General features: G+C 66.5%; 19 protein-coding genes. 8 read left to right on the forward strand and 11 right to left on the reverse strand.

The features are described from left to right. Positions 1–247: 247 nt before the first annotated feature. Genes ACFQU1_RS21615 through ACFQU1_RS21645 form a run of 7 tightly spaced genes read right to left on the reverse strand, consistent with a single transcriptional unit; the run spans position 248 to position 7439 of the window. The gene (locus ACFQU1_RS21615) at positions 248–1180 is read right to left on the reverse strand and encodes an acetamidase/formamidase family protein (RefSeq protein WP_378136558.1); all 933 of its coding nucleotides are present in this window, start codon (positions 1178–1180) and stop codon (positions 248–250) included. Positions 1181–1208: 28 nt separating this feature from the next. Continuing rightward, positions 1209–2549, reverse strand: a complete 1341-nt coding sequence (locus ACFQU1_RS21620) for an amidase (RefSeq protein ID WP_378136560.1) — start codon at positions 2547–2549, stop codon at positions 1209–1211. Positions 2550–2562: 13 nt separating this feature from the next. Then, positions 2563–3942 carry a dipeptidase gene (locus ACFQU1_RS21625; protein ID WP_378136562.1) on the reverse strand — a complete coding sequence of 460 codons (1380 nt, stop codon included), beginning with the start codon at positions 3940–3942 and terminating at the stop codon, positions 2563–2565. After that, positions 3939–4697, reverse strand: a complete 759-nt coding sequence (locus ACFQU1_RS21630) for an SDR family NAD(P)-dependent oxidoreductase (protein ID WP_378136564.1) — start codon at positions 4695–4697, stop codon at positions 3939–3941. The genes ACFQU1_RS21625 and ACFQU1_RS21630 overlap by 4 nt, the downstream gene beginning before the upstream one ends. Next, positions 4694–5734 carry a ketopantoate reductase family protein gene (locus tag ACFQU1_RS21635; RefSeq protein ID WP_378136566.1) on the reverse strand — a complete coding sequence of 347 codons (1041 nt, stop codon included), beginning with the start codon at positions 5732–5734 and terminating at the stop codon, positions 4694–4696. Before ACFQU1_RS21635 ends, ACFQU1_RS21630 begins: the two co-directional genes overlap by 4 nt. Continuing rightward, complete coding sequence (locus ACFQU1_RS21640; protein WP_378136568.1) at positions 5731–6432, reverse strand: creatininase family protein; 702 nt, start codon at positions 6430–6432, stop codon at positions 5731–5733. The genes ACFQU1_RS21635 and ACFQU1_RS21640 overlap by 4 nt, the downstream gene beginning before the upstream one ends. Further along, a complete protein-coding gene (locus tag ACFQU1_RS21645) occupies positions 6429–7439 on the reverse strand; it encodes a GntR family transcriptional regulator (RefSeq protein ID WP_378136570.1) in 1011 nt (336 codons plus the stop codon). Before ACFQU1_RS21645 ends, ACFQU1_RS21640 begins: the two co-directional genes overlap by 4 nt. A 192-nt stretch (positions 7440–7631) precedes the next feature. On the opposite strand from ACFQU1_RS21645, the gene ACFQU1_RS21650 reads away from it, so the two are divergent. The 6 genes from ACFQU1_RS21650 to ACFQU1_RS21675 all read left to right on the forward strand — a co-directional run bounded on the left by ACFQU1_RS21650 (position 7632) and on the right by ACFQU1_RS21675 (position 14836). Continuing rightward, positions 7632–9209: an ABC transporter substrate-binding protein gene (locus ACFQU1_RS21650; RefSeq protein ID WP_378136572.1), complete on the forward strand. Its 1578-nt coding sequence runs from the start codon at positions 7632–7634 to the stop codon at positions 9207–9209. Between the two features lie 277 nt (positions 9210–9486). Beyond that, positions 9487–10425 (forward strand): ABC transporter permease, encoded by a 939-nt coding sequence (locus ACFQU1_RS21655; RefSeq protein WP_378136574.1) that lies wholly within the window; start codon positions 9487–9489, stop codon positions 10423–10425. Continuing rightward, positions 10422–11270 (forward strand): ABC transporter permease, encoded by an 849-nt coding sequence (locus ACFQU1_RS21660; RefSeq protein ID WP_378136576.1) that lies wholly within the window; start codon positions 10422–10424, stop codon positions 11268–11270. Before ACFQU1_RS21655 ends, ACFQU1_RS21660 begins: the two co-directional genes overlap by 4 nt. A gap of 14 nt (positions 11271–11284) precedes the next feature. Further along, complete coding sequence (locus tag ACFQU1_RS21665; protein ID WP_378136578.1) at positions 11285–12271, forward strand: ABC transporter ATP-binding protein; 987 nt, start codon at positions 11285–11287, stop codon at positions 12269–12271. Beyond that, the gene (locus tag ACFQU1_RS21670; protein WP_378136580.1) at positions 12268–13317 is read left to right on the forward strand and encodes an ABC transporter ATP-binding protein; all 1050 of its coding nucleotides are present in this window, start codon (positions 12268–12270) and stop codon (positions 13315–13317) included. Before ACFQU1_RS21665 ends, ACFQU1_RS21670 begins: the two co-directional genes overlap by 4 nt. A 4-nt stretch (positions 13318–13321) precedes the next feature. Then, complete coding sequence (locus ACFQU1_RS21675) at positions 13322–14836, forward strand: carboxypeptidase M32 (protein ID WP_378136582.1); 1515 nt, start codon at positions 13322–13324, stop codon at positions 14834–14836. A gap of 5 nt (positions 14837–14841) precedes the next feature. Here ACFQU1_RS21675 and ACFQU1_RS21680 read toward each other — a convergent pair whose 3' ends face one another. The 3 genes from ACFQU1_RS21680 to htpG form a co-directional block, all read right to left on the reverse strand. Further along, positions 14842–15387: a chromate transporter gene (locus ACFQU1_RS21680; protein ID WP_378136584.1), complete on the reverse strand. Its 546-nt coding sequence runs from the start codon at positions 15385–15387 to the stop codon at positions 14842–14844. Further along, entirely contained in the window at positions 15380–15949 is a 570-nt protein-coding gene (locus ACFQU1_RS21685) for a chromate transporter (RefSeq protein ID WP_378136586.1), read from the reverse strand. Before ACFQU1_RS21685 ends, ACFQU1_RS21680 begins: the two co-directional genes overlap by 8 nt. 378 nt (positions 15950–16327) lie before the next feature. After that, positions 16328–18217, reverse strand: a complete 1890-nt coding sequence (gene htpG / locus ACFQU1_RS21690; RefSeq protein WP_378136588.1) for a molecular chaperone HtpG — start codon at positions 18215–18217, stop codon at positions 16328–16330. Between the two features lie 194 nt (positions 18218–18411). On the opposite strand from htpG, the gene ACFQU1_RS21695 reads away from it, so the two are divergent. Continuing rightward, on the forward strand, positions 18412–19116 hold the full coding sequence (locus ACFQU1_RS21695) for a PRC-barrel domain-containing protein (RefSeq protein WP_378136590.1): 705 nt from the start codon (positions 18412–18414) through the stop codon (positions 19114–19116). A gap of 172 nt (positions 19117–19288) precedes the next feature. Then, positions 19289–21529 carry a cation:proton antiporter gene (locus ACFQU1_RS21700; protein WP_378136592.1) on the forward strand — a complete coding sequence of 747 codons (2241 nt, stop codon included), beginning with the start codon at positions 19289–19291 and terminating at the stop codon, positions 21527–21529. Between the two features lie 25 nt (positions 21530–21554). Here the strand turns inward: ACFQU1_RS21700 and ACFQU1_RS21705 are convergent, their stop codons facing one another. Continuing rightward, positions 21555–22862: a c-type cytochrome gene (locus ACFQU1_RS21705; protein ID WP_378136594.1), complete on the reverse strand. Its 1308-nt coding sequence runs from the start codon at positions 22860–22862 to the stop codon at positions 21555–21557. Positions 22863–22886 lie beyond the last annotated feature (24 nt).

Here is a 22886-nt window from a genome sequence, read left to right on the forward strand (position 1 = left end):
CGCAAATTGGGTGCTCCCGATTTGCGCATCGATGAGAGTGCAACTCGGATGAATCCGAGTTGCACAGGGAGGGTGGATTCGAGCGAAGCTCGAAGACGGGTGGGGTCAAATTCGCGGCTGTGTCCCCCTCCGGCGCCACTTGCGTGGCGCCACCTCCCCCTCCAGGGGAGGATCAGAGCCGCACCGATCGGCATATGCGATAGCCCCGCCCTCGTCAGGAGGGGTGGGGGCGGATAAAAGCCGCCGCCTAATCCACCAGGCTCTTCGCCATCATCATATGCACGCCCTTGCAGCCATTGACCGTCTGCGTGATGCGGAGGTCGCCGGCGAGGCTGCACAGCGTATAGGCGTCCTCGCGCGACAGTCCGGCCTTCTCGCTGAGAAGCACGATCATGTCGCGCAGGGCCATCACCGCACATTGGTCGAGATCCGGGTCCATGCCCATGGTGATGTAGTGGGTCGGCGTTTCCGCGCGTGGATAGGTGAGGGACAGGTCCTCGCGCAGGATGAGGCGGAAGGTGCCGCGGAGCGCCGTTTCGATCGCCGTGATGCAGACCTCGCCGTCGCCCTGCGCGCCATGGCCGTCGCCGCAGGAGAACAGCGCGCCCTCGTTGAAGATCGGCAGATAAAGGGTCGTGCCGGCGACGAGCTCCTTGTTGTCGATATTGCCCGCATGGGCGCGCGGCATGATGGAAGAAATCCGCCCCCAGTTCGGCGGCGGGGCCACGCCCATGACGCCGAAGAAGGGGTGAAGCGGCAGGTCGAGCCCCCAGGGCAGGCGGGCGACCCCGGCCTGCGCGTCGAGCGGGATGTTGAGAAGGCGCGCTGCCTCGAAGTCATAAGGAAGGGTACCGGCGAGCGGGCGGATGGAATTGTAGCCCCAGTCCTGCCGCAGCTCGACCGCGTCGATCCGCACCTCCAGCACCTGGCCGGGCTTGGCGCCGCGCACGGCGACCGGGCCGGTGAGAATATGGCCGGGCATCTCCTGCTTCAAGCGCGCATGGATCTCGCGCAGTTCCGGCGGCACATGGAAGGACTCGGGCGGCAGCACCTCCGGCCCGCCCGAAACCGTCTCGACGACGACCGTGTCGCCGCTGTCGACGGTGAGCACCGGCCCGCGCTTCGGGTCGAAATAGCCCCAGGCGCAGGTGTCGGGAGAGGCGGGAAGGTGATGTTGCATGGTGCTTGTCCCCAGGTCCGGTCGAGCTTTACGTCAAGGCAGGCGGGCGATAGCCATCGAGCGCCGCTTCCACTGCCCCGGCAATCGAGAGGAGGCGCGCGTCGTCGCCGAGACGGCCGGTGAGCTGTAAGCCGACAGGCAAATGACCGGCGAAACCGCAGGGCAGGCTGAGCGCGGGATGGCCGGTCATATTGACGAAGCCGCTCGCCAGCATCTCGCCGTCGTAGTCACCTTCCACGAATTCCGGGTCTTCGACCGGCGCGACGAAGGGCACGGACGGGCTCAGGAGCACGTCGACCTCCGCGAACGCCGCTTCGACCGCATCACGCAGCGCGGCCCGATAGCGCTGCGCCCGCACATAGTCCGTCGCCTTCGCGGCAAAGCCCGCTTCGATCTGTGCCCGGGTGGCAGGCGCATAGCCGGCGGCGTTCCGGGCGTGGAGATCGGCGTGGATGAGCGCCGCCTCCGGCAGGAGGATATGCAGGAGCTCACGATTAACAGGCGCGAGGTCGGGGATCGTGACGGCAGTGACCGCAGCCCCTTTGGCCGTCAGCTGTGCGACCGCCGCCTCGACGGAAGCTCCCACGTCCGCCGTTACCGCCGGATGATCGAAGTGATGGCGAATGAGGCCGATCCGCACGCCGGCGAGACCGACGGGCGCAAGCGGCACCGGAGCGTCGGTCAGGGCCGCGAGCGCGAGTGCGGCGTCCTCGACGGTGCGGGCGAGCGGGCCGGCATGGTCGAGTGTCCAGGAGAGGGGGAAGACGCCCTCGGTCGGCACGAGCCCATAGCTCGGCTTCAAGCCGACGATGCCGCAATAGGAGGCGGGAATGCGAATGGAACCGCCGGTATCGGTGCCGATGGCGATCGGCACGATGCCAGCCGCGACGGCCGCTGCCGAGCCACCGCTCGATCCGCCGGATGTGCGCCCCAGGTCGTGCGGATTATTCGTCTGCCCGACCTCGGGATGGGCGATGCCATAGGCATATTCGAGCAGATTGGTCTTGCCGAGGATGACGGCGCCGGCGGCACGCAGCCGGGCGACCAGCGGCGCATCGGTCGATGCCGTGACGGGCGTGCAGACTCGGCTCCCATAGCCAGTCGGCGTGCCGGCAACCTCGATCAGGTCCTTGATGGCGACTGGAATGCCGTGCAGCGGCCCGCGATCTTGACCCGCTGCAAGCTCGGCCGCGCGCTGCCGGGCTTCAGCAAGCGCAAACTCGGCCATCGGATCGGCGAAAGCGTTGAGCTTGGGGTCCAGCCGCTGGATCCGCGCAAGCGCCGCCTCGACCACCGCGACGGGATCGAGCGAGCCATCGCGATAGCGCGCCGCGAGCTGCTGGATGCCCGCGAAAGCCGTGTCCTCCACCGGCACCTCCTCGTCAGTGAGCCGGTTTGGCCAAGCGGTCGAGCAGCCGCGCCCAGGCGACCAGGCCCGTGCGGAAGCTCGACAGGCGGAAGAACTCGTTCGGCGCGTGGTAGTCCTCGTCCGCCGTGGAGAAGGAGAAGAAGATCGCCTCGACCTCGAGATGCTTGCGGAAGGCAGCGCCGATCGGAATGGTCGCGCCCATTGCAACGCGCAGCGGCTTCTGCCCGAGAAGCTCGCCGAGCACGGCTTCGGCTTGCGCGAGCGCCGGCAGATCGGGATCGATGAAGAAGGCCTGGCTGCCCGGTCCGCGCTGCATCACGGAAACGGCGAAACCCTTCGGTAGTCGCGCTTCGAGATGACTGGCAATGGCCGCAGTGACCTCGGCCGGCGTCTGCCCCGCCACCAGCCGGCAGGAGATCTTGGCGCTCGCCGTCGACGGAATGACCGTCTTTCCGCCGGCGCCCTGATAGCCGCCGGAGATGCCGTTGAATTCGAGCGTCGGCTCGAGCCATTGGCGGGTCAGGAGCTCGCGGCCGTCGGTGATCGGGTCGGGTTTCGGCGAGCCGATCGAGCGGTAATAGGTCTCCGCATCGAATTGAGCCGCCTCGATGGCCGCGATGATGCGCGGATCCGGCGGCTTCGCGCCGTCCTTGAAACCCGCGACGATCACACGACCCTCGGCGTCGTGCATGGCGCCGAGCATCTGCACGAGCGCGCGGATCGGGTTCTGCGCGCTGCCGCCGTGCCGACCGGAATGGAGGTCCTTGCTGGGGCCCGTCACGGTGACTTCGAGCGCCACCTGGCCGCGGCTCGCGACGGTGACGGAGGGCAGATCCGGCCGCCACATTGCGCCGTCGGCCGACAAGACGAGATCGCAGGCGAGCCGGTCGCGATGGGTGGCGAGCAGCGGCTCGAAATTTGGGCTGCCCGATTCCTCCTCGCCCTCGACCAGGAACTTGATGTTGAGCGGCAGGCGGCCTTCCGTTTTCAGATAGGCCTCGGCGACGAGCACGGGGATGAGAAGCGGTCCCTTGTCGTCGGAGACGCCGCGACCGTAGATGCGGTCGTCGCGGATGGTCGGCTCGAAGGCCGGTGTCAGCCATTTGTCGAGCGGATCCGGCGGCTGCACGTCGTAGTGGCCGTAGACGAGCACCGTCGGCGCGGCGGGATCACGGATCAGCTCGGCGAAAACCGCCGGATGGCCGGCCGTTTCCAGGACCTCGACCGTGGGAAAGCCGGCGCGCCGCAGGCGATCCGCCAGAAACGCGGCCGCCTCACGAATGCCGCCGTGAAAGGCGGGATCCGTGCTGACGCTCGGGATTCGGCAGAAGGCTTTGAGATCCTCGATGCCTTCCTCGATATGGGCGAGGAGATAGTCCTCGACGGCGCTCATTTGCCACCGTCCACGCTGATGATCTGGCCGCTGATCCAGCCAGCGTAATCGGAAGCAAAGAATAGGACCATATGGGCGATGTCCTCGGGCGTCCCGAGGCGCTTCAGGGCGATGTTCTGGATAAGTTTCGCCTGGCCGTCCGCGCCCATGGCCTCCCACTGCCGCTCGGTTGTCGGATTGGAACGCACGAAGCCGGGCGCGACATTGTTGACGGTAATGTTCCAGGCGCCGAGCTCATGGGCGAGCTGGCGCGTCAGCCCGATCTGCCCGGCCTTCGCCGCGGCATAGGCCTGGATGCCGGTGAGGCTGATGCCGAGCCCGGCACCGCTCGAAATATTGATCACGCGTCCGTATTTGGCTGTCTTCATGGCAGGCGCCACGGCCTGCGTCATGAAGAAGGCGCCGGAGAGATTGACGTCGAAGATCGTCTGCCATTCGGCTTCCGTGATCTCCTCGATCGGCCGGCCGACCTGGCCGCGCACGCCGCCGGCATTGTTGACGAGAATGTCGACGGTGCCATGGTCGGCGATGATCTTGGCGACGGTCGTCTGCACCGCCGCGCGGTCGCTGACGTCGAGGTGATGAGCTGTCGCCGCCGGTCCGCAGAGCTCCGCCGTTTCGGCAAGGCCCGTGTCATTGACGTCGCAGATATGGACCGTCGCGCCCCGCTGGGCGAAGCCGAGCGCGATCATCCGGCCGAAGCCGTGGGCCGCGCCGGTGATGATGGCCACCTTGCCGGAGAAATCGATATTCATGCTTCAGCCCCTGCAGCTGCGCGGGCGCTTCCCGCGAGATCGTCGAGATTGGCGAGATCGAGCGAACGCCGGCCGTCCTCGATATCGTGGATGAGTTCCACAAGACGGGCGGTAAGCGGCGTCGGCACGCCGAGCGACCGTGCTTTCTCGACGATGGGCACGATTTGCGCATCGACCTCGGTCTTGCGCTTGCGCACCGCGATATCCCGCCAGATGCCGGAATGCGATTTCGTCGAGCGGCGGTTGTGGGCGACCATTTCGTCGAAGGAGCGGGTGGTCTCGGCCGCCGGCGCACCCGGCGCAAAGGCTGCGGGATCGAAGCCGTCGAAGGCCTCCGGCTTGATGCCGGCGGCATTCGCCACGGCGCCGACCTCAAGCGCGAGTTCCGTCAGCATCGGCCGGTAGCGGGCATTGGCGAGCACGTCGGCGATGCTGTCGTCGGTCAGCGCCGTCGCGAAGAGCAGCGTGCCATAAATCAGCTTGCCCCAGAGATAGCCCCAGATGTTGTCGGTGAGGACGGCGCGCGGCTCGAACTCGCGCATCAGCGCGTGGATTGCCGTGATGCGCTCGGTCGTCGTGCCGTCGAGCTCTCCTACGACCACCGCGCCGCGGCCGCTGTAATGGACGACACCCGGCTCGAGATAATCGGCGCCGAAATTTACGAAACAGCCGACCACCCGCTCGGCGCCGACAGCCTCGGCGATGACCGGCTCGTTCAGACCGTTCTGGGCGGAGACCACGTAGCCGTGGTCCGCCACATGCGGCGCGAGCGCCCGGCTTGCGGCCGCGGTGTGATGCCCCTTCACGCAAAGGAAGACCCGCTCGAAACGGCCTTGCAGCTCATCGGGCGTGAAGGCTTTCGCCGTCACGGTGTCTTCGAAGATGGGACCGGCGATCCTGAGGCCATGGGCATTGATCGCCGCCACGTGATCCGCGGCCACGTCGACGAAGACGACCTCATGGCCGGCCCGGATGAAGGCGGCGCCGAGCGAGCCGCCGATGGCGCCTGCGCCCCAAACGAGAATGGGTCCGCTCATGCCCAGGGGCCCTCCAAAAGCTCACGTGTCTCTTCGACGGCGAGCTGCCAGATCGCCAGCATGTCGGCGTCGGGCCGCTCGTAATAGCCGCCGAAATTGCCGTCCCCGAGATAGGCCCTGACGGCCTCGGGCGCCATCACGCGCATGCGCGCGAGGTCGATCATCGGCTTCTGCTGTGTGGGCTGTTTCACGCCGGCAAGCCGCGTCCAGGGGAAGTTCTCCATCCAGGAGGCATGCGAGGCGACGGTGTCGATCTCCTGCACCTTGGCGAAGGTCTTCGGTGCGTTCCACCAGTTGTGGAACTTGACGGCGACGTCCGGATTGTCGGCCATCCATTCGATGGCGAAGCTGCCGGCCGCCTGGTTGCCGCCATGGCCGTTGACGATGAGGATGCGGCGGAAGCCCTGAAGCTTGAGGCTGTCGAGAATGTCGCCCACGAGCCGGATATAGGTCTCGATCCGCAGGCTGACGGTCCCGGGATAGGCCTTGAAATAGGGGGTCAGCCCATAGGCAACGACCGGGAAGACGGGAATGCCGAGCGGCTCGGCGGCCTCTACCGACACGCGTTCCGACAGGATCGAATCCACCGAAAGAGAAAGTCCCGCATGCTGCTCGGTGCTGCCGAGCGGCAGGATGGCGCGGTCGTCTTTCTTCAGATAGGCCTCGATCTGCTGCCAATTGGCCTCTGCGATCTTCACGTTGCTTCCCTTTCTTCCTCCGCCGCGACGACCGGGGCGCCCATGGGCAATTCGCCGGCCGACCGGATGATGGGCACGATGATGCGGTCGATGTCTGCGGTATTCGGCGTGTGGCGATATTCGATGGCCTGGACGCCGCCCGGCAGCCGCCCGACGATGGATTCCGCTCCTGTGGCGTAGACGACGACATTGGCTTTGGCGACGATCTTCGCAACTTCGGGAGTGTCCAAGGTCGCTCCGGCCGTCTCCTGCACATGCGAGGCGAACCGCTGGACGCCGGCCATCATGATCGGCAGGAAATCGGGAAAGCGCGAGATGATCGCGACCCGCGAGAGGGGATCGAGCGCGGCCAGCGCCATGCGCGTTTCTTCCGACGGAATGAAACTGATGGCCACCACCTTGGTATTCGGCACGAGCGCCGAGACCTCGCGGTAGCGGTTGACCAGAGTGATCACGAGATCGGCGGAATTGGCACGTGCCCGCGCCTGAGGGGTCCGCTCGATATCGGAGACCGTGAGAGGCTCGACGGTGACGCTGTTGCCCAGCCGGCCGGCGATGAACTTCGCATAGCTCGCGGTGGCGTCGGGGAACACGCCGATCATGACGATATGCATGCGCCGGCCGATGCTGTCGCGATAGAAGACGCGTGAGCTGACGAGGGACACGAGCTCGGCGGAGCGGATGCCGAGCGCTTGGGATTCGTCGATCAGCTGGTCGATGCGGCGGTGGAGGAGGGCGGTCTCGGGGCGGTTAGCGAGCCGCGCCTGCAGGCTGTTGGTGACATAGGTCCCGGCACCCGGCCGCGTCTCGATGAGACCCGCCGCTTTCAGGTCCGCATAGACCTGGCTCACCGTCATCGGCGCCACGCCGACCTTTTCCGCAAGGTCACGGACGGACGGCAAGAGCTCTCCGGGCACGAGCTCGCCACAGGCGATGCCGTATTCGATGAGCCCCTGGAGCTGCGTGCGGAGGGGGACCGGCAGCTGCCGGTCGACGAAGAATTCCATGCGACCCGATCGTGGCGTCTGTTCTATGCCAATAGAACGATTATACCTCCGATCGGACGCACACAAGCCTTGAGAGAGCCGGCCATGTGGACATTGGCGGCCGCTCCCATAAAGGCGTTGACACCGTTCCCTTCACTGTGGAAACGTTCTATTCAATAAGAACAGTTGGCCTTCTGGAGAAAGGGAACTCGCATGAAGACGATGATGAAAGCGGTCGCCGCCGCCGCGCTTCTGCTCAGTACGAGCCTCCCGGTCCTTGCCGTCGAGCGGGGAGGGGTTATGACCTACGGCCGCTACGCCGACAGCCTTTTCCTCGATCCGGTGCTCAACGACGCCAATGTCGATATCTGGATCCTGACCAACCTTTACGACACGTTGCTCCAGCCGACGCCGGACGGCAAGGGCGTTGTGCCGGGCCTGGCGACCGCCTGGAAGGTGTCCGAGGACGGCAAGACCGTCACGCTGACCATGCGCGACGGCATCAAGTTTTCAGACGGATCGCCGATCACGGCGGAAGACGTCATCTGGTCGCTGAAACGTGCGGCCAATCCGAAGAACGGCATCTGGACCTTTCTCGTCGCATCGATCGACGATGTGGTCGCCGAGGGCGACAAGACCATCGTCGTCAAGCTGAAGCATTCCGATCCCGCGATCCTTCCGGCGCTGACGGTGTTCAACACCGCGATCCTGCCGAAGAAGGCCTTCGAGGCCGCGCCCGGCGCGACCGACGAGGAGAAGGCCAGGAACTTCTCCCAGCATCCGATCGGCTCCGGTCCCTTCGTGCTCCAGTCGTGGGATCGCGGCTCGAACATGAAGCTCGTGCGCAACGAGCACTATTGGGCCAAGGGCGAGGACGGCAAGCCGCTGCCCTATCTCGACGGCGTCAATTTCGAAGTGATCCCGGACGACGCGACCCGCATCCTGAAGCTGCAGTCGGGCGAGCTCGACGGGGCGGAGTTCATTCCCTATTCGCGTGTCGCCGAGCTCAAGGCCGCGGCCAACATCAATATGGAGCTCTTCCCATCGACGCGCGTGACGAACGTCACCATGAACGTGCGCCCCGAGCTCAACGGCAAGCCGAACCCGCAGTCCAACCCCAAGGTGCGGGAGGCCATGAAATATGCGGTCAACAAGGATGCCATCATCCAGATCGTGACCCATGGCGTTGGCAAGCCGCTGACCTCCTACATGTCGTCGGCGACGCCGCTGCACACGGGCGACACGCCGCTCTACCCCTACAATCTGGAGAAGGCGAAAAGCCTGATGAAGGAGGCTGGCTTCGAAAAGGGCTTCGAGACGAGCATCCTGGTGCTCGCCGGCAATCAGGACGAGATCGGCATCGCGACGGCGCTGCAGCAGATGTGGTCGCAGATCGGCATCAAGCTCACCCTGCAGCAGGTCGATAACCCGACGCGCACCCAGCAGTATCGCGACGGCACCTTCACCATGCGCGTATCGCCCTGGACCGACGACATCGCCGATCCGAACGAGATCACGTCCTATTTCGTCTATTCGCCGACGATCGACGCGCTGCACAGCGGCTGGAAGAGCGAAGAAGCCGACAAGCTCTTCGAAGCCTCCCAGCGCGAGATGGATCCGAAGAAGCGCGCCGAGCAATATGCGCGCATGCAGGAGATCTTCAACGGCGACGGGCCGTCCGTTCCGCTCTACGAGACGCCCTATCCGGTCGCGCTCAACAAGAAGGTGCACGGCTTCCTGCAGATCCCGCTCGGCAACAACATCTTCGTCGGGGCCTGGCTGGACAAATAGGCCGGCGTGCGGCGGACGTGAGCAGCTCGCGCCCGCCGCACTGCGACGTGATGCTCGATAGGAACGGACGTGATCTCGGTTTAGAGCATGATGCAGAGGACACCTCCCCCTCAAGGGGAGGGTGAGGCGCACGTCAGCGGATGGTCGAGGTTGATTGGCCGGAGCTGATCCTGCGCCCGCGGCCGAGGCTTGCGGTCGTTATGCTGCTGGCACGGGGCCTATGGGGTCGCTGGCAAAGGGTTGAAGTCCATATTCCTGGACGAGATCGGGGCTTGGCTTGTCGCTTTTTACTTTCATTCTTCGCCGCATTCTCCAAATGCTGCCCACGGTGGCGTTCATCCTCGTCGTCACCTTCGTTCTGGTGAGGTTGCTGCCCGGCGATCCGGCCAGCGCCATGCTCGGCGACCGGGCGCGCGACGCCGATGTGGCGCGCATCAATGCGAGCCTCGGGCTCGACAAGCCGCTGCCGGTGCAGTTCGTTTATTTCGTCGAGCGCGTCTTCAGGGGTGATCTCGGCACATCCATTGGCTTGCGCGTGCCGGTGGTGCAGCTCATTGCCGAGCGCCTGCCCGTGACGCTGATGCTGACCGCCATGGCGGCGGTGATCGCGCTCGTCCTGTCCGTGCCGCTCGCCTTCCTGGCGGCCGTGCAGCGGGAGCGCGCCGCCGACACCGTCATCCGCGGCGCCTTCCAGGTGGGCCTGTCGATGCCGGTGTTCTATCTCGGCATCCTTCTCCTCACGGTCTTTGCCGCGCAGCTCAAATGGTTTCCGGTGGGCGGCTATGGCGATACCTGGGGCGACCGCCTCTATCACCTCTTCTTGCCCGCCGTGACGCTCGCGCTGAGCCTCGCGGCCGTGCTGATGCGCAATCTGCGGGCTGCGATCATCGGCGTCGTCGATGCCGAATATGTGGACTTCGCCCGCGCCAAGGGGCTGCGGTCGCGCATCATCATGATCCGGCACGTGCTGCGCAACGCCCTCATTTCGACGGTCACGCTCTTCGGCCTGTCGATCGGCACGCTGCTCGGGGGGGCCGTCATCACCGAGAGCGTCTTCGCCGTTCCTGGCGCCGGCCGGCTGATGATCGACAGCATCTACGGCCGCGATTATCCGGTGGTGCAGGGCCTCACCATCGCGCTCGCTGTGCTCGTGTCGCTGACATTCCTCGTCACGGACATCGTCCAGGCCTGGCTCGACCCGAGGATCGCGCGATGAGCGTGCTCGCCGAAGACAAACCGATCGAGCGACGAAGCACGCTTGTCCTGCCGCGTACCCTGATCGCCGGCCTCGTCATCTTGGGCCTCAGCCTGCTGGTTGCCGTCTTCCCCTCCGCCTTCGCGCCCTACGACCCCATTGCCTTCGACTACAACGCGATCCTGCAAGGGCCGAGTCTCGCCCACCCCTTCGGCACGGACAGCTTCGGCCGCGACGTGCTCTCGCGCGTCATCCACGCCTATACGGTGGATATGCAGATCGCCATCTTCGCCACCGTCGGCCCCTTCATTTTCGGGACGATCGTCGGGGCGCTCATCGGCTATGTCGGCGGCGTGGCGGAGGCGATCTTCGGCCGGATCGTCGACGCGGTCATCACCTTTCCCTTCCTGGTCCTCGTCATCGCCATCGTCTCGGTGCTCGGGCCGGGCTTGGTCAATATGTATATCGCCGTCGGCGTCGTCGGCTGGGTGTTCTATGCGCGGCTCGTCGCGGCGGAGGTGAAGGTCGAGAAGCGCCTGGACTATGCCGATGCCGGGCGTGTCATGGGCTATACGCCGGCGCGCATCGTCTTCCGCCACCTCCTGCCCAATGCCATCACCCCGGCCATCGTCTACTGGATGACGGACATGGCGCTCGCCATCCTGCTAGGCTCGAGCCTCGGCTATCTCGGCCTTGGCGCGCAGCCTCCCATCGCCGAATGGGGCGTGCAGATCGCCGACGGCAAGAATTTCATGACGACCGCCTGGTGGATCGCGGTCTTCCCCGGCATCGCCATCGTGATCACCGGCCTCGGCTTCAGCCTCGCCGGCGACGGCCTGGCCGAGCTTCTGAGAACGAAACGATGAGAGCGGCGAGGGACATGTCCGCCGGATTGCGGGTGAGGGGGCTGACGACCACCTTCGAGACGTCGCGCGGCAGGGCTGTCGCGGTGGCCGACGTCGATCTGGACGTCGCCCCCGGCGAGATGCTCGGCATCGTCGGCGAATCCGGCTCCGGCAAGAGCGTCACGCTCCGCTCCATCATGCGCCTCGTGCATCCGCCCGGCCGCGTCACCGGCCAGGTCGAGTGGCAGGGGCGGGATCTCATCGCCATGCCGCCCGAAGAGCTGCGCCGCGTTCGCGGCGGCGAGATCGCCATGATCTTTCAGGAGCCGATGACGGCGCTCAATCCCGTGCTGCCGGTACGGCTGCAGATCGAGGAAAACCTCGTCGCACATACGGCGCTCAACGGCCGCGAGCGGCGTGCACGGGCGGTCGAGCTGATGAATCTCGTGGGTATTCCGGCCGCGGAACGGCGGCTCGACGATTATCCGCACCAGTTCTCGGGCGGCATGCGCCAGCGCGCCATGATCGCCATTGCGCTCGCGAGTTCGCCGAAGCTGCTGCTCGCCGACGAGCCGACCACAGCGCTCGACGTGACCATCCAGGATCAGATCCTGAAGCTCCTGCTGGAGCTGCGCGACCGCATGGCGATGAGCGTCGTGCTCGTCACCCACGATCTCGGCGTCGTCGCCGCCACCTGCGACCGCATGGCGGTGATGTATGCGGGGCGGGTCGTCGAGACCGGTCCGGTCGCCGAGGTCTTTGCCGGACCTCGGCACCCCTATACGCGCGGGCTCCTCGGATCGGTGCCGCGGGGCGGCGCGGAACGCACGCTGCTGCGCTCCATCGAAGGCACGCCGCCGAGCTTGACCGACATGCCGGCGGGCTGCGCCTTTCATCCGCGCTGCAGTTTCGCGATCGAGCGCTGCCGACAGGAGCGGCCGGCGCTCACAGCGACATCGGGGACCGGGCAGGCGGCCTGCTACCGGCAGGATGCGCTCGCCGAAGCGGAGCCGATCCTATGAGCACGGCGGTCCCCATCCTCTCGGTCGAGAAGCTCGCCAAGCGCTTCGCCGTGCCGCGTTCTCTGACGAGCCGCATCATGGGCGAGCCGCCACTCGCCGTGCATGCACTGAACGGCGTCAATCTCGACGTGCACCGCGGCGAGACCCTCGGCATCGTCGGTGAATCCGGCTGCGGCAAGTCGACCCTCGCCCGCTGCCTGGTGCGGCTGCTCGACCCCGACCAGGGCGTCGTGCGCTTCGAGGGTAAGGATATCGCGACCTTCCGCCAGGCCGAGCGCCGCGCCTTCAACAGGCGCGTGCAGATGATCTTCCAGGATCCACGCGGCTCGCTCAATCCGCGCATGACGGTGCGGCAGACGCTGACGGAGGCGCTTTCCGTCCATGCCATGCGGCCCAAGGCCGAGATCCCCGCGCGGGTGATGGAGCTGCTCGACCTTGTGCGCCTCCCGGCTGACGCGGCCGGGCGCTATCCGCATGAGTTTTCCGGTGGCCAGCGCCAGCGCATCGGCATCGCGCGGGCGCTCTCCGTCGAGCCCGAGGTCATCGTCGCCGACGAACTCGTCTCGGCCCTCGACGTCTCGGTGCAGGCGCAGGTGATCAACCTCCTGCTTGACCTGCAGGAGCGGCTCAGTCTTACGGTGATTTTCGTCGCCCATGACCTGCGCCTCGTGCGCCATATCTCGCACCGTGTCGCCGTCATGTATCTCGGCCAGGTGGTCGAGATCGCGCCGGTCGAGGCGCTGTTCACCGCCCCGCAGCATCCCTACACGCGGGCACTGCTCGATGCCGCGCCGGAGCTCGACCCGACCCGCCGCAGCCGCAAAGCGGCGGCGCGCGGCGAATTGCCGAGCCCGCTGCATCTGCCGCCCGGCTGTCCCTTCGCGAGCCGCTGCCCGTATGTCTTCGACCGCTGCCGCGTCGAGAACCCGCTTCTCACGCCGCGGGGCGCCGGACACCGCGCGGCCTGCCATCTCGACGCGCTCCCGAAGCCTGTCATTTCGAGCCCCGGCGTTCTAGCTGAATCCATCGCGGTCAGCAGGGAGTGAACAGATGACCTTCAGCGCCTTCGAGGCGGAGATCGCGAAAGTCAACGACATCCTCTGCGCCGTGAACCTGCTCACCTGGGATTCACGCACCATGATGCCGCCGTGCGGCGTCGAGGCGCGCGCCAAGCAGATCGCGACCCTCACCGGCCTCGCCCGCGATCTCGCGACGGGCGAGGCGATGCTGAGGGCGATCGAAGACGCGCGCCGGAGCGATGAGCCCGACCCGGATGGGCTGCGTGCGAAGGCGGTGGCGGAGGCAGCGCGCCAGATCGGCATTCTCGCGCGCATTCCGGCGAAGCTCGTCGCCGAGGCCACGGAACTGAAGACCAATGCTCAGGCCGCCTGGGTCGAGGCGCGTGCCGAGAACGACTTTGCCGGCTTCGCGCCCTGGCTCGAACGCACGCTCGATCTGCAGCGCGAGACGGCCGCGGCCATCGGCTATACCGAGCATCCCTATGACGCGCTCGTGTCGAGCTACGAGCCGGATATGACCTGGGCACGGCTCCGGCCGCTCTACGACGCCCTCAAAGCCGCGCTCCTCCCGCTGAACGAAGCTGCCCGCAGCCTTCCGCCGATCCGGATGGACTTCCTGGAGCGCGCTTTTCCGGTCGACAAGCAGCGCGCCTTCGCCGTGACCATGGCGCGGCGCATGGGCTACGACTTCGATCGCGGCCGTCTCGACGACACCGTGCATCCCTTCGAAATCTCTTTCACGCGGGCGGATGTGCGCATCACCGGCCGCTTCCGCGAGACATGGCTGCCGGTCGGGTTGTTTTCGGTTTGGCACGAGGCCGGCCACGGCATCTACGAGCAGGGCGTCGATCCGCGTTTCACGCGCTCGATCTTCGCCATGGATCTCATCAATCTCTATGCCGTCGGCGGCGCGAGCTTCGGCCTGCACGAATCCCAGTCGCGGCTGTTGGAGAATCGCGTCGGGCGCTCGCGGCGCTTCTGGGAGCTCCATTTCGGCGAACTGCGCGCGGTCTTTCCGGACCAGCTCGGCGATGTCTCGGCGCATGAATTCTGGCGGGCGGTGAATGCACCGCGCCCGAGCCTCGTCCGCGTCGAAGCCGACGAGCTCACCTATGACGCCCATATCATCCTGCGCTCGGAGATCGAGGCGGGGCTCATCGCCGGTGAAATCCGCGTCGCCGACCTGCCGGCGATCTGGGCCGAGAAGATGAAGGGCTATCTCGGCCTGGACGTGCCGAGCGACACGCTGGGCGTCCTGCAGGACGTGCACTGGTCGTCGGGCATGATGGGCTCTTTCCCGACCTATACGATCGGTAACATCATGGGCGCGCAGCTTTATCGCGCGGCTTGCGCCGATGCCGCAGTGGCTGGTGGGCTCGACCGCGGCGACTACGCGCCGCTCACCGCCTGGCTCGGCACGCATGTGCATCGCCACGGCCGCTCGCTGACCCCGGCCGATATTCTTCGCGCAGCGACCGGTAAGCCGCTCGCCGTCGACGACTATGTCGCCGCGCTCCGGGCGAAAGTGACGGACCTGGCCGCTTGACCGCCTCAAAAGGGCAGCGGCAGGCGGATGAGAAGCAGATAGATGATCGTGCCGATGCCGAGTGCCCAGTAGGGGCGCAGGGTCGTCCGCCATGAGAGAAGGACGACGACTGCCGAGGCGATGACGGCGACGAGGCCGCCCTCGGCGCGGCTCAGGAGCAGAAGGGCGCTCGACAGCGTCAGCCCGCCGGCGATCGGGATGAGCCCGCGGATCACCGCCCGCTGCCAGAGCGCCGGCTTGCCCATATGCCAGAGATGGGCCACCCCATAGGTCAGCACGGACGACGGCAGGAAGATCGCCAGGCTGGCGACGAGCGCCCCGCCGAAACCCGCCACATGCCAGCCGATCAGCGTCACGATCAGCGTGCCCGGGCCCGGCGCGACGCGCGACACCGCGAAGGTGTCGAGAAACTCTTTCTGCGTGAGCCAGCCGTGGTTGAGCACGACCTCACGCTGGACGTCACCCAGAATGCTGATGCCGCCGCCGACCGCCATCAGCGACAGCGGCGCGAAGAGGAGCGCGATGGCGAGGAGCGAGCTGTCCTTATTCATGGCGCAGCTTGAGATAGGCGAGGCCGATGCTGATCGGCGCGGCCACGGCGAAGATCAGGAGGATCGACACGTGGCAGAGGCCGGCGACGATCGTGGCGGCCAATATGATGACCGATGCGATATCGGGAAAGGCGCGGCGCGCCACGATGAGCCCCATGTTGAGCGAGAGGCCGGTGGCGGCGGCCGCAACGCCCGCGAGCGCAAGGCCGATCAGCGGATAGCGCGTGAGCTCGGCGATGATGGCGCCGACCAGGATGATGATGATCGCCGACGGCACGACCACGCCGAGCAGCGCCACCAGCGCCCCGAGCGAGCCTCGCAGGCGATAGCCGATCCAGATCGCGAGATTGGTGATGTTGACCCCGGGCAGGGCCTGCGAGAGCGACAGCCCGGCGATGAATTCCGTCTCGGTGATCCACCGCCGAGTGCGGACGAACTCGCCATGAACGATGGCGCTGACGCCCCCGCCGAAGCTCGTCATGCTGATCTGGGCGAAGGCGATGAAGAGCGCGAGAAGCCCGGGCGGGGCATTCGGGCGCTCGGCCTCGTCATTGTCGGTCATGGGAGCCTCGTCGGACGACGGGCGCCCGCCGGCGCACCGCAGGCGATCTGATACCGCGGCGTGTCGATTGTTGGCAATCGGAGTACTGGCAGAGCCGAGATGCGGCCGGCGCAGGGCAGGGGGGCGACTGATTTTGACCCCGGTCTCCTTCCACCCCACCCCGGCTCGCTCACGCTCGCCGGACCCTCTCCATCGAGGGGAGGGTCGAACGGTGCCCCTCTGCTCAATAGAGCTATTAATCGCCGGGTTGTTGGGCTCGGCATCTATATCGCCCCTCCCCCTCGTGGGGAGGGGTAAGGGGTCGGGGTAACAACGCTCTACGGCGGCTCGCTTCGTGGCGATGGTGAGCGTACGAGCGCGCTGCTTGGGCGGCAGTTGCTACCCTAACGCCCGGCTGAGCACGCGCCCGAGGCGGTCGGCGAAGCTTTTCGGGTCTTCGGGACGATCGCCGTCGAGAATGCGCGCTTCGTCGAGAAGCAGCGCCACCGCGTCCTCGCGAAAACCCTTGTCCTCCTCGCTGCGCTCGGCAAGCGCCATCACCAGCCCATGCGTCGGGTTGATCTCGAGGATCGGCTTGGCAGCCGAGCCGAGGCGGCCGGCGCCTTGCAGAATACGCTCGAGCTGCCGGTCCGGGCCGTGGTCGGCCGCGACGAGGCAGACCGCGCTTTCCGTCAGGCGGTCGGATGCGCGCACATCCGCAACGGCCTCGCCGAGCGTCGCCTTGGCGAAGGCGATGAAATCGGCCACCGCCTGCGACGTCTCCGCCGAGGGCTTGTCGCCCGCATCGAGCCGCGGGATCGCGGCCAGGTCGGCTGCGCCTTGCGTGACCGACTTGAATGGCTTGCCCTCATAACCCTGTGAGGTCGTCACCCAGAAGTTATCCACCGGATCGCTCAGAAGCAGAACCTCGATGCCGCGGGCGCGGAACCCTTCGAGATGCGGCGAGGCCTTGAGCTGGTCGAGATCGTCGCCGGTGATGTAGTAGATCGCGGTCTGGTTCTCCTTGAGCGCCTCGACATAGTCCTTGAGCGAGCGCCAGCCCTCGCCCGAGGCCGTCGTGCGGAAGCGCGCGAGCCCGAGCAGCTGCTCGCGGCGTTCGAAATCCTCGTAGAGGCCTTCCTTGAGCACACCGCCGAAGGCGTCCCAGATCTTGGCATAGGCCTCGGCATCGGATTGGGCGAGCTTCTCGAAATCGGAGAGCAGGCGGCCCGTGACCCCCTTGCGGATCGCCGCAAGGATCGGGCTTTCCTGGATCATCTCGCGCGAGATGTTGAGCGGCAGATCGGCGCTGTCGACGAGGCCGCGCACGAAACGCAGATAGCGCGGCAGAAGCTCCGCCTCGTCGGTGATGAAGACCCGCTTGACGTAGAGCTTCATGCGGCCCTTGCGCTCGGCGTCGAAGAGGTCGAAGGGGCGGGCGCTCGGCACGAAGGCGAGCACCGTATATTCGTGCCGGCCCTCGGCGCGGTAATGCACCGTCATGGCCGGCTCGTCGAACTGGCCGGCGACGCTGCGATAGAACTCCGTGTAGTCGCTCGCCGAGATCTCGGCTTTGGGCTTGGCCCATAGCGCCGCGCCGTCGGCAATCTGCGCGGGCTCGGCATCCGGCTTATCCAGGATCGAGATCGGCACCGGTACGTGGCCGGACTGCGCCTTGACGATCCGCTCCAGCGTGTAGCGCTCGGTATAGGACTTGGCGTCCTCCAGGAGGTGGAGAATGATGCGCGTGCCGCGGGACGGCGCCTCCGCCAGGGCTGCGGGCGCCACCGCATAGCTCCCCTTGCCGTCCGACGACCAGAGCGTCGCCTCTTCCGTCCCGGCGCGCCGCGAGAGGACCTCGACGCGGTCGGCGACCATGAAGGCCGAATAGAAGCCGACGCCGAACTGGCCGATGAGCTGGGCGCCCTCCTTGCCCTGTTCAGCCTCGACGCGTTCAATGAAGGCCTTGGTGCCCGAACGGGCGATGGTGCCGAGCGCCTCGACCATGTCGTCGCGGCTCATGCCGATGCCGTTGTCCTCCACGATGAGGCGGCGCTGATCGGCATCGACGGTGAGGGTGATGCGCAGCTTCGCGTCGTCGCCCAGAAGTGCGGGTGCGGCGATAGCCTCGTAGCGCAGCCGCTCGCAGGCATCGGCCGCGTTCGAGATCAGCTCGCGCAGAAAGACATCCCTGTCGGAATAGACGGAATGCACCATGAGGTGCAGGAGCTTGGCGACATCCGCTTCGAAGGCGCGGTTCTCAGTGGATTTCACGTCGGCAGTCGTCATGGGAGCGATGGAAGCCTCCTCGTCGTTATCCGGCCAACGAAATGGCGGAACGGCCTCACGAATTCAAGAGCCGTAGCGCGGGCGCGGCCCGTCTCTACCATTCGGCTGCCGCGTCTTCGAGATGAGGCGTGATGCCTCGCGAACAAAGGCGAGCCGTGGCCGTTTGCATAGAACAGTCCCGAAGGAGGATCACCATGTCATTCGACCCACGCATCGCCGCCGGCCTGGCGCTTGCGCTCACCCCTTTTATCGCCGCACCGGCTTGGGCGCTCGACAATTCCGTCTCCCCGCCCGTCACGGGGCAACACGGGCCGATCGCCAAGGCTCCTCACGTCCTCCTCGCCCAGGCCCAGAGGCCCGCACCCACGAGCGCGCAGCCCGCACCGGGCCCGCTGCCGCAGGTCGGCTTCGTCACCAGCCAGAAACAGAATGAATGGCGCGTCACCGAGCTCGATGGCCTCGATGTCTATGATTCCAACGGCGAAGAGGTCGGTGAAATCGAAGATGCTCTTGTCGACGACAGCGGGCGGATCGGGACCGTCGTCATCGAGATCGGCGGCGTCGCCGGCATTGGCGGGCGCCTGATCGGCGTGCCCTTTGACAAGATCCAGTGGAATACCAGCGCGGTGGGATCGAGCGACGCCTCGACCAATATGGACGCCAACCGCGCCCCGCCGGCGAGCCCGGCCGGCAGCACGGCACGGGGGAATGCCGATGCTTTCATCACCACCGGCGGGATCCCGCGACGCCCGACGCTGCCGCTCTCCAAGGCCGACATCGATAAGGCGCCCGCCTTCGCCTATGCCGGACGGACGCAGCCCAATCCCAGCCAGCCCGGCGCCTCCCAGGAGAATACCGGCGGCAATCGTCTGGCGCCGCCCTCCCAGCCGCAGCGTTAATCGCCGGACAACACGGCGCCGGCGCCGTGCGGGGCGAGTTCCATGATGTAAAATCATGGCTCGCCTCCCAGCCCGGCGGCACAGAATGGGCACTTCTGCGTTTCCATGGGCCGGCAGGCGGCATATGCGCGCTCGCCTGCCGCGTCGATGGGAGTGGATGGTCCTGATTTCCTTGAGAAAACTGACTTGGCCCTGGTGGGCGGCGGGGGCCGTCGCCCTGTCCTTTTGGGCTCAGAGCGCATCCGCAGCGGAGGCGGGGAACGGCACCCAAGCCTCGATTGCCGTCTTCCTCCTCCAGATCATCGTCCTCATGCTGGTCGGCCGGCTGATCGGGGAGGGGCTGCAACGGTTCGGGCAACCGAATGTCATGGGCCCGTTGATCGGCGGCCTCATCCTCGGCCCGTCCGTTTTCGGCGCGCTATGGCCGGAACTGCAGCAGCAGCTCTTTCCGGCGGCCGTCGAGCAGAAGGCCATGCTGACGGCCGTCTCGCAGATCGGCATTCTGCTCCTGCTCTTTCTCGCGGGCATGGAGACGGACATCGGGCTCATCCGCCGGGTCGGGCGCGCCGCGCTCAGCGTCTCGGCCACCGGCATCATCGTGCCCTTCGCCTGCGGTTTCGCGCTGGGTGAGTTCTTGCCGGCCTCGATGCTGCCGGACCCCAATCAGCGGATTATCACCTCGCTCTTTCTCGGCACGGCGCTGTCCATCTCGTCCGTGAAGATCGTCGCCATGGTGGTGCGCGAGATGGGCTTCGTGCGCCGCAATCTCGGCCAGATCATCCTGGCTTCGGCGGTCATCGACGACACGATCGGCTGGGTCATCATCGCCGTCACCTTCGGATTGGCGGGCGCGCAGACGCTCAATCTCGCCTCCCTCGGCGGCACCGTCTTCGGCACGCTCCTCTTCCTCGCCCTCAGCCTCACCATCGGGCGGCGCATCGTCTTTCGCATCATTCAGTTCGTGAACGACCATTTCGTCAGCGAGGTACCGGTGATTTCCGCCGTCCTCCTCATCATGATGAGCATGGCCCTGATCACCGATTTCATCGGCGTGCACGATGTACTCGGCGCCTTCGTCGCCGGCATTCTGGTCGGCCAGTCGCCGATCATGGTGCGCCAGATCGACGACCAGTTGCGCGGCATCACGACGGGGCTCTTCATGCCGATCTTCTTCGGCTTGTCGGGGCTCGGCGCGGATCTCACCATCCTTGCCAATCCGACATTGCTCGCGCTGACGGGCGGGATCGTGTTGATCGCCAGCGTCGGCAAGTTCGGCGGTGCCTTCCTCGGGGCGGCGCTCGGCCGGCTCAACCGGCACGAGGCGCTGGCGCTCGGCCTGGGCATGAACGCGCGCGGCTCGACGGAGGTGATCGTCGCCACCATCGGCCTGTCGATGGGCGCCTTGACCCATGACCTCTTCACCATGATCGTCGCCATGGCGATCATCACGACGATGATCATGCCGCCGACACTGCGCTGGGCGCTGCGGCGCCTGCCGCTCACGCCCGACGAGGAGAAGCGGCTGGCGCAGGAGGAATTCAAGGCGACCGCCTTCCTGGGCCGGCTCGAGCGCTTCCTGCTCGCCGTGGACGACAGCCCCAAGGGTCTCTTCGCCTCGCGCATCGCGGGGCTTCTCGCCGGCCCCGGCGGCAAGCCGGTGACAGCCCTGAGCATTCCGACGAACAACGGCGCTTCCGCCGATGCGGAGCCGCAGGTCATCGTGGCGGAAGGCGCAGCGCGCAGCCGCCAGGCCACTGTCGGCGACGCCTTTTCGATGGTCCCCGAGGTCGACGTCACCGCGGTCAAGGCGGTGGACCTCGACGAGGAGACCGTCGCGAGCGAGGCGAAGAAGGGCTACGACCTCCTGATGATCGGGCTCGATCCGACGGTTGGGACCAAGGGCGGCTTCAGCCGCAAGGTGGCGCGGGCGGCGCGCGGCTTCGCCGGCCCCCTCATCATCGCCTCTGCCCAGGGCATCCACAGCGACGATCCGCTCGGCGGTCCGCTCGACATCCTCTTGCCGGTCACAGGGACAGCGGCGACTGGTGCTGCCGCCGAAATCGCCTTCGCGCTCGCGCAGGCGAGCGGCGGATCCGTCATGGCGCTCTATGTCGCGCCGCCGCGCGGCAACCGCACCTGGAATCCCGTCTCGGAACAGCGGAGACGGGTTCGCGCCCTTTTGCGCGACCTCGACAGAGTGGCACAGCACCATAGCATTCCGCTGCGCTGCAACGTGCAGACGAGCCGCAACCCCGAGATTGCCATTCTGCGGCAGGCCCGCCGGGGCCGGCACACCCTCATCGTGATGGGGGTCAACCGGCGTACCGGCGACGTGCTCTCCTTCGGCGAGACGGCACAGCTCGTGATCGAGACGGCCGACCGCTCGGTGCTGCTGGTCTCGACAGGCGTCTGACCCCAGCCGCACGGCCGATGTTGCTTCAATCCAGCTGGCGGGCCGCCGCTACGTCCGCTGGCGTGAGGATCGACTGTTTGCCGCCGAAATGGCCGATCACGTAATTCGCGACGGCCGCGAGCTCCACATCCGTATAGGCCGCGCCGAAGGGCGGCATGAAGACGTCGCCTTCGTTGGTCTTCATATGCGTGCCGTGGATGAGCACCTGCAGGAGGTTGGTGCCTGCGGGATCGTTCACGCTTTGCGAGCCGACGAGCGCCGCATGCGGGTGCTGCAGGCCTTCGCCGTTCCAGCCGTGGCAGCTCGCGCAGGCGCTCTGGAAGATGCCGAGCCCCACCGCATTGGCATTCGTCTCGTCCGGGGGAGGCGTGAAAGCGGTCGAGGCTTTGACCGCCGGCGGCTCGGGATTGATGGGCGGTTCATCGCCCGTGTTCTGAGGCGCGACGCTGCGCAGATAGGTCACCATCGCGCGGATATCGTCCGGGCTGAGATGGCGCAGGCTGTATTCCACCGCCTCCGCCATGCTGCCCGAGGCGGCGCCATGTCCATGGGCGAAGCCCTGGGAGAGATAGCTCGCGACCGCATCGTCCGACCAGCCGCCGATGCCCACCTCTTTATCCGAACTGATGTTGTAGGCCTTCCAGCCGGCGGTGACGGCGCCGGCGAATTTTTTGCCGTTGTCGAGCCCATAGAGCAGGTTGCGCGGAGTGTGACATTCGCCGCAGTGGCCGAGCGCTTCGACCAGATAGAAGCCGCGGTTCCATTCGGGCGGGCGTTGCGCGTCCGGGGCGAAGGGCTCGCCCGGCACGAACAGGAGCTTCCAGGCCCGCATCACATAACGCTGGTTATAGGGAAAGGCGAGGTCGTTGGCCGGCGTCTCGGCGCGCACCGGCTCCAGGCTGAAGAGATAGTCTTTGATGGCGAGCGCATCCTCTGTGCTCATCAGCGCATAGGAGGCATAGGGGAAGGCCGGGTAGAGATCTTCGCCGTCGCGGCCGACGCCGTGATGCAGCGCGCGCACGAACTCGGCGTCGCTCCAATTGCCGATGCCGGTCTCCTTGTCCGGCGTGATGTTCGTTGCGTAGATCGTGCCGAAGGGCAGCTTGAAGGGGAGGCCGCCCGCATAGGGCTTGCCGCCCGCCAGCGTATGGCAGGCGGCGCAATCGGCCGCCTTGGCCAGATATTCGCCGCGGGTGATCGAAGCCTGGCCGGCCGGCGTCCGCGCGCGCGCCTCGCTCACGTCCTCGAGGCCGGCGGGCCAGAAGAAGAAGGCGGCCGCCCCCAGGGCGACGACGACGATGAGGGCGAGGAGGATTGAGATCCAGCGACGCATCGGGAGCCTTTGCGTTCAGTTGGT

Origin of the sequence: Chelatococcus sp. GCM10030263 (genome assembly GCF_042666455.1) — a bacterium.
Classification (GTDB): Bacteria; Pseudomonadota; Alphaproteobacteria; order Rhizobiales; family Beijerinckiaceae; genus Chelatococcus.

Coding starts and splice junctions, on each gene's coding strand:
- ACFQU1_RS21615 (WP_378136558.1), bottom strand. CDS start 1,180: ATGCAACATCACCTTCCCGCCTCTCCCGACACCTGCGCCTGGGGCTAT.
- ACFQU1_RS21625 (WP_378136562.1), bottom strand. CDS start 3,942: ATGAGCGCCGTCGAGGACTATCTCCTCGCCCATATCGAGGAAGGCATC.
- ACFQU1_RS21630 (WP_378136564.1), bottom strand. CDS start 4,697: ATGAATATCGATTTCTCCGGCAAGGTGGCCATCATCACCGGCGCGGCC.
- ACFQU1_RS21635 (WP_378136566.1), bottom strand. CDS start 5,734: ATGAGCGGACCCATTCTCGTTTGGGGCGCAGGCGCCATCGGCGGCTCG.
- ACFQU1_RS21645 (WP_378136570.1), bottom strand. CDS start 7,439: ATGGAATTCTTCGTCGACCGGCAGCTGCCGGTCCCCCTCCGCACGCAG.
- ACFQU1_RS21650 (WP_378136572.1), top strand. CDS start 7,632: ATGAAGACGATGATGAAAGCGGTCGCCGCCGCCGCGCTTCTGCTCAGT.
- ACFQU1_RS21660 (WP_378136576.1), top strand. CDS start 10,422: ATGAGCGTGCTCGCCGAAGACAAACCGATCGAGCGACGAAGCACGCTT.
- ACFQU1_RS21665 (WP_378136578.1), top strand. CDS start 11,285: ATGTCCGCCGGATTGCGGGTGAGGGGGCTGACGACCACCTTCGAGACG.
- ACFQU1_RS21670 (WP_378136580.1), top strand. CDS start 12,268: ATGAGCACGGCGGTCCCCATCCTCTCGGTCGAGAAGCTCGCCAAGCGC.
- ACFQU1_RS21675 (WP_378136582.1), top strand. CDS start 13,322: ATGACCTTCAGCGCCTTCGAGGCGGAGATCGCGAAAGTCAACGACATC.
- ACFQU1_RS21680 (WP_378136584.1), bottom strand. CDS start 15,387: ATGAATAAGGACAGCTCGCTCCTCGCCATCGCGCTCCTCTTCGCGCCG.
- ACFQU1_RS21685 (WP_378136586.1), bottom strand. CDS start 15,949: ATGACCGACAATGACGAGGCCGAGCGCCCGAATGCCCCGCCCGGGCTT.
- htpG (WP_378136588.1), bottom strand. CDS start 18,217: ATGACGACTGCCGACGTGAAATCCACTGAGAACCGCGCCTTCGAAGCG.
- ACFQU1_RS21695 (WP_378136590.1), top strand. CDS start 18,412: ATGTCATTCGACCCACGCATCGCCGCCGGCCTGGCGCTTGCGCTCACC.
- ACFQU1_RS21705 (WP_378136594.1), bottom strand. CDS start 22,862: ATGCGTCGCTGGATCTCAATCCTCCTCGCCCTCATCGTCGTCGTCGCC.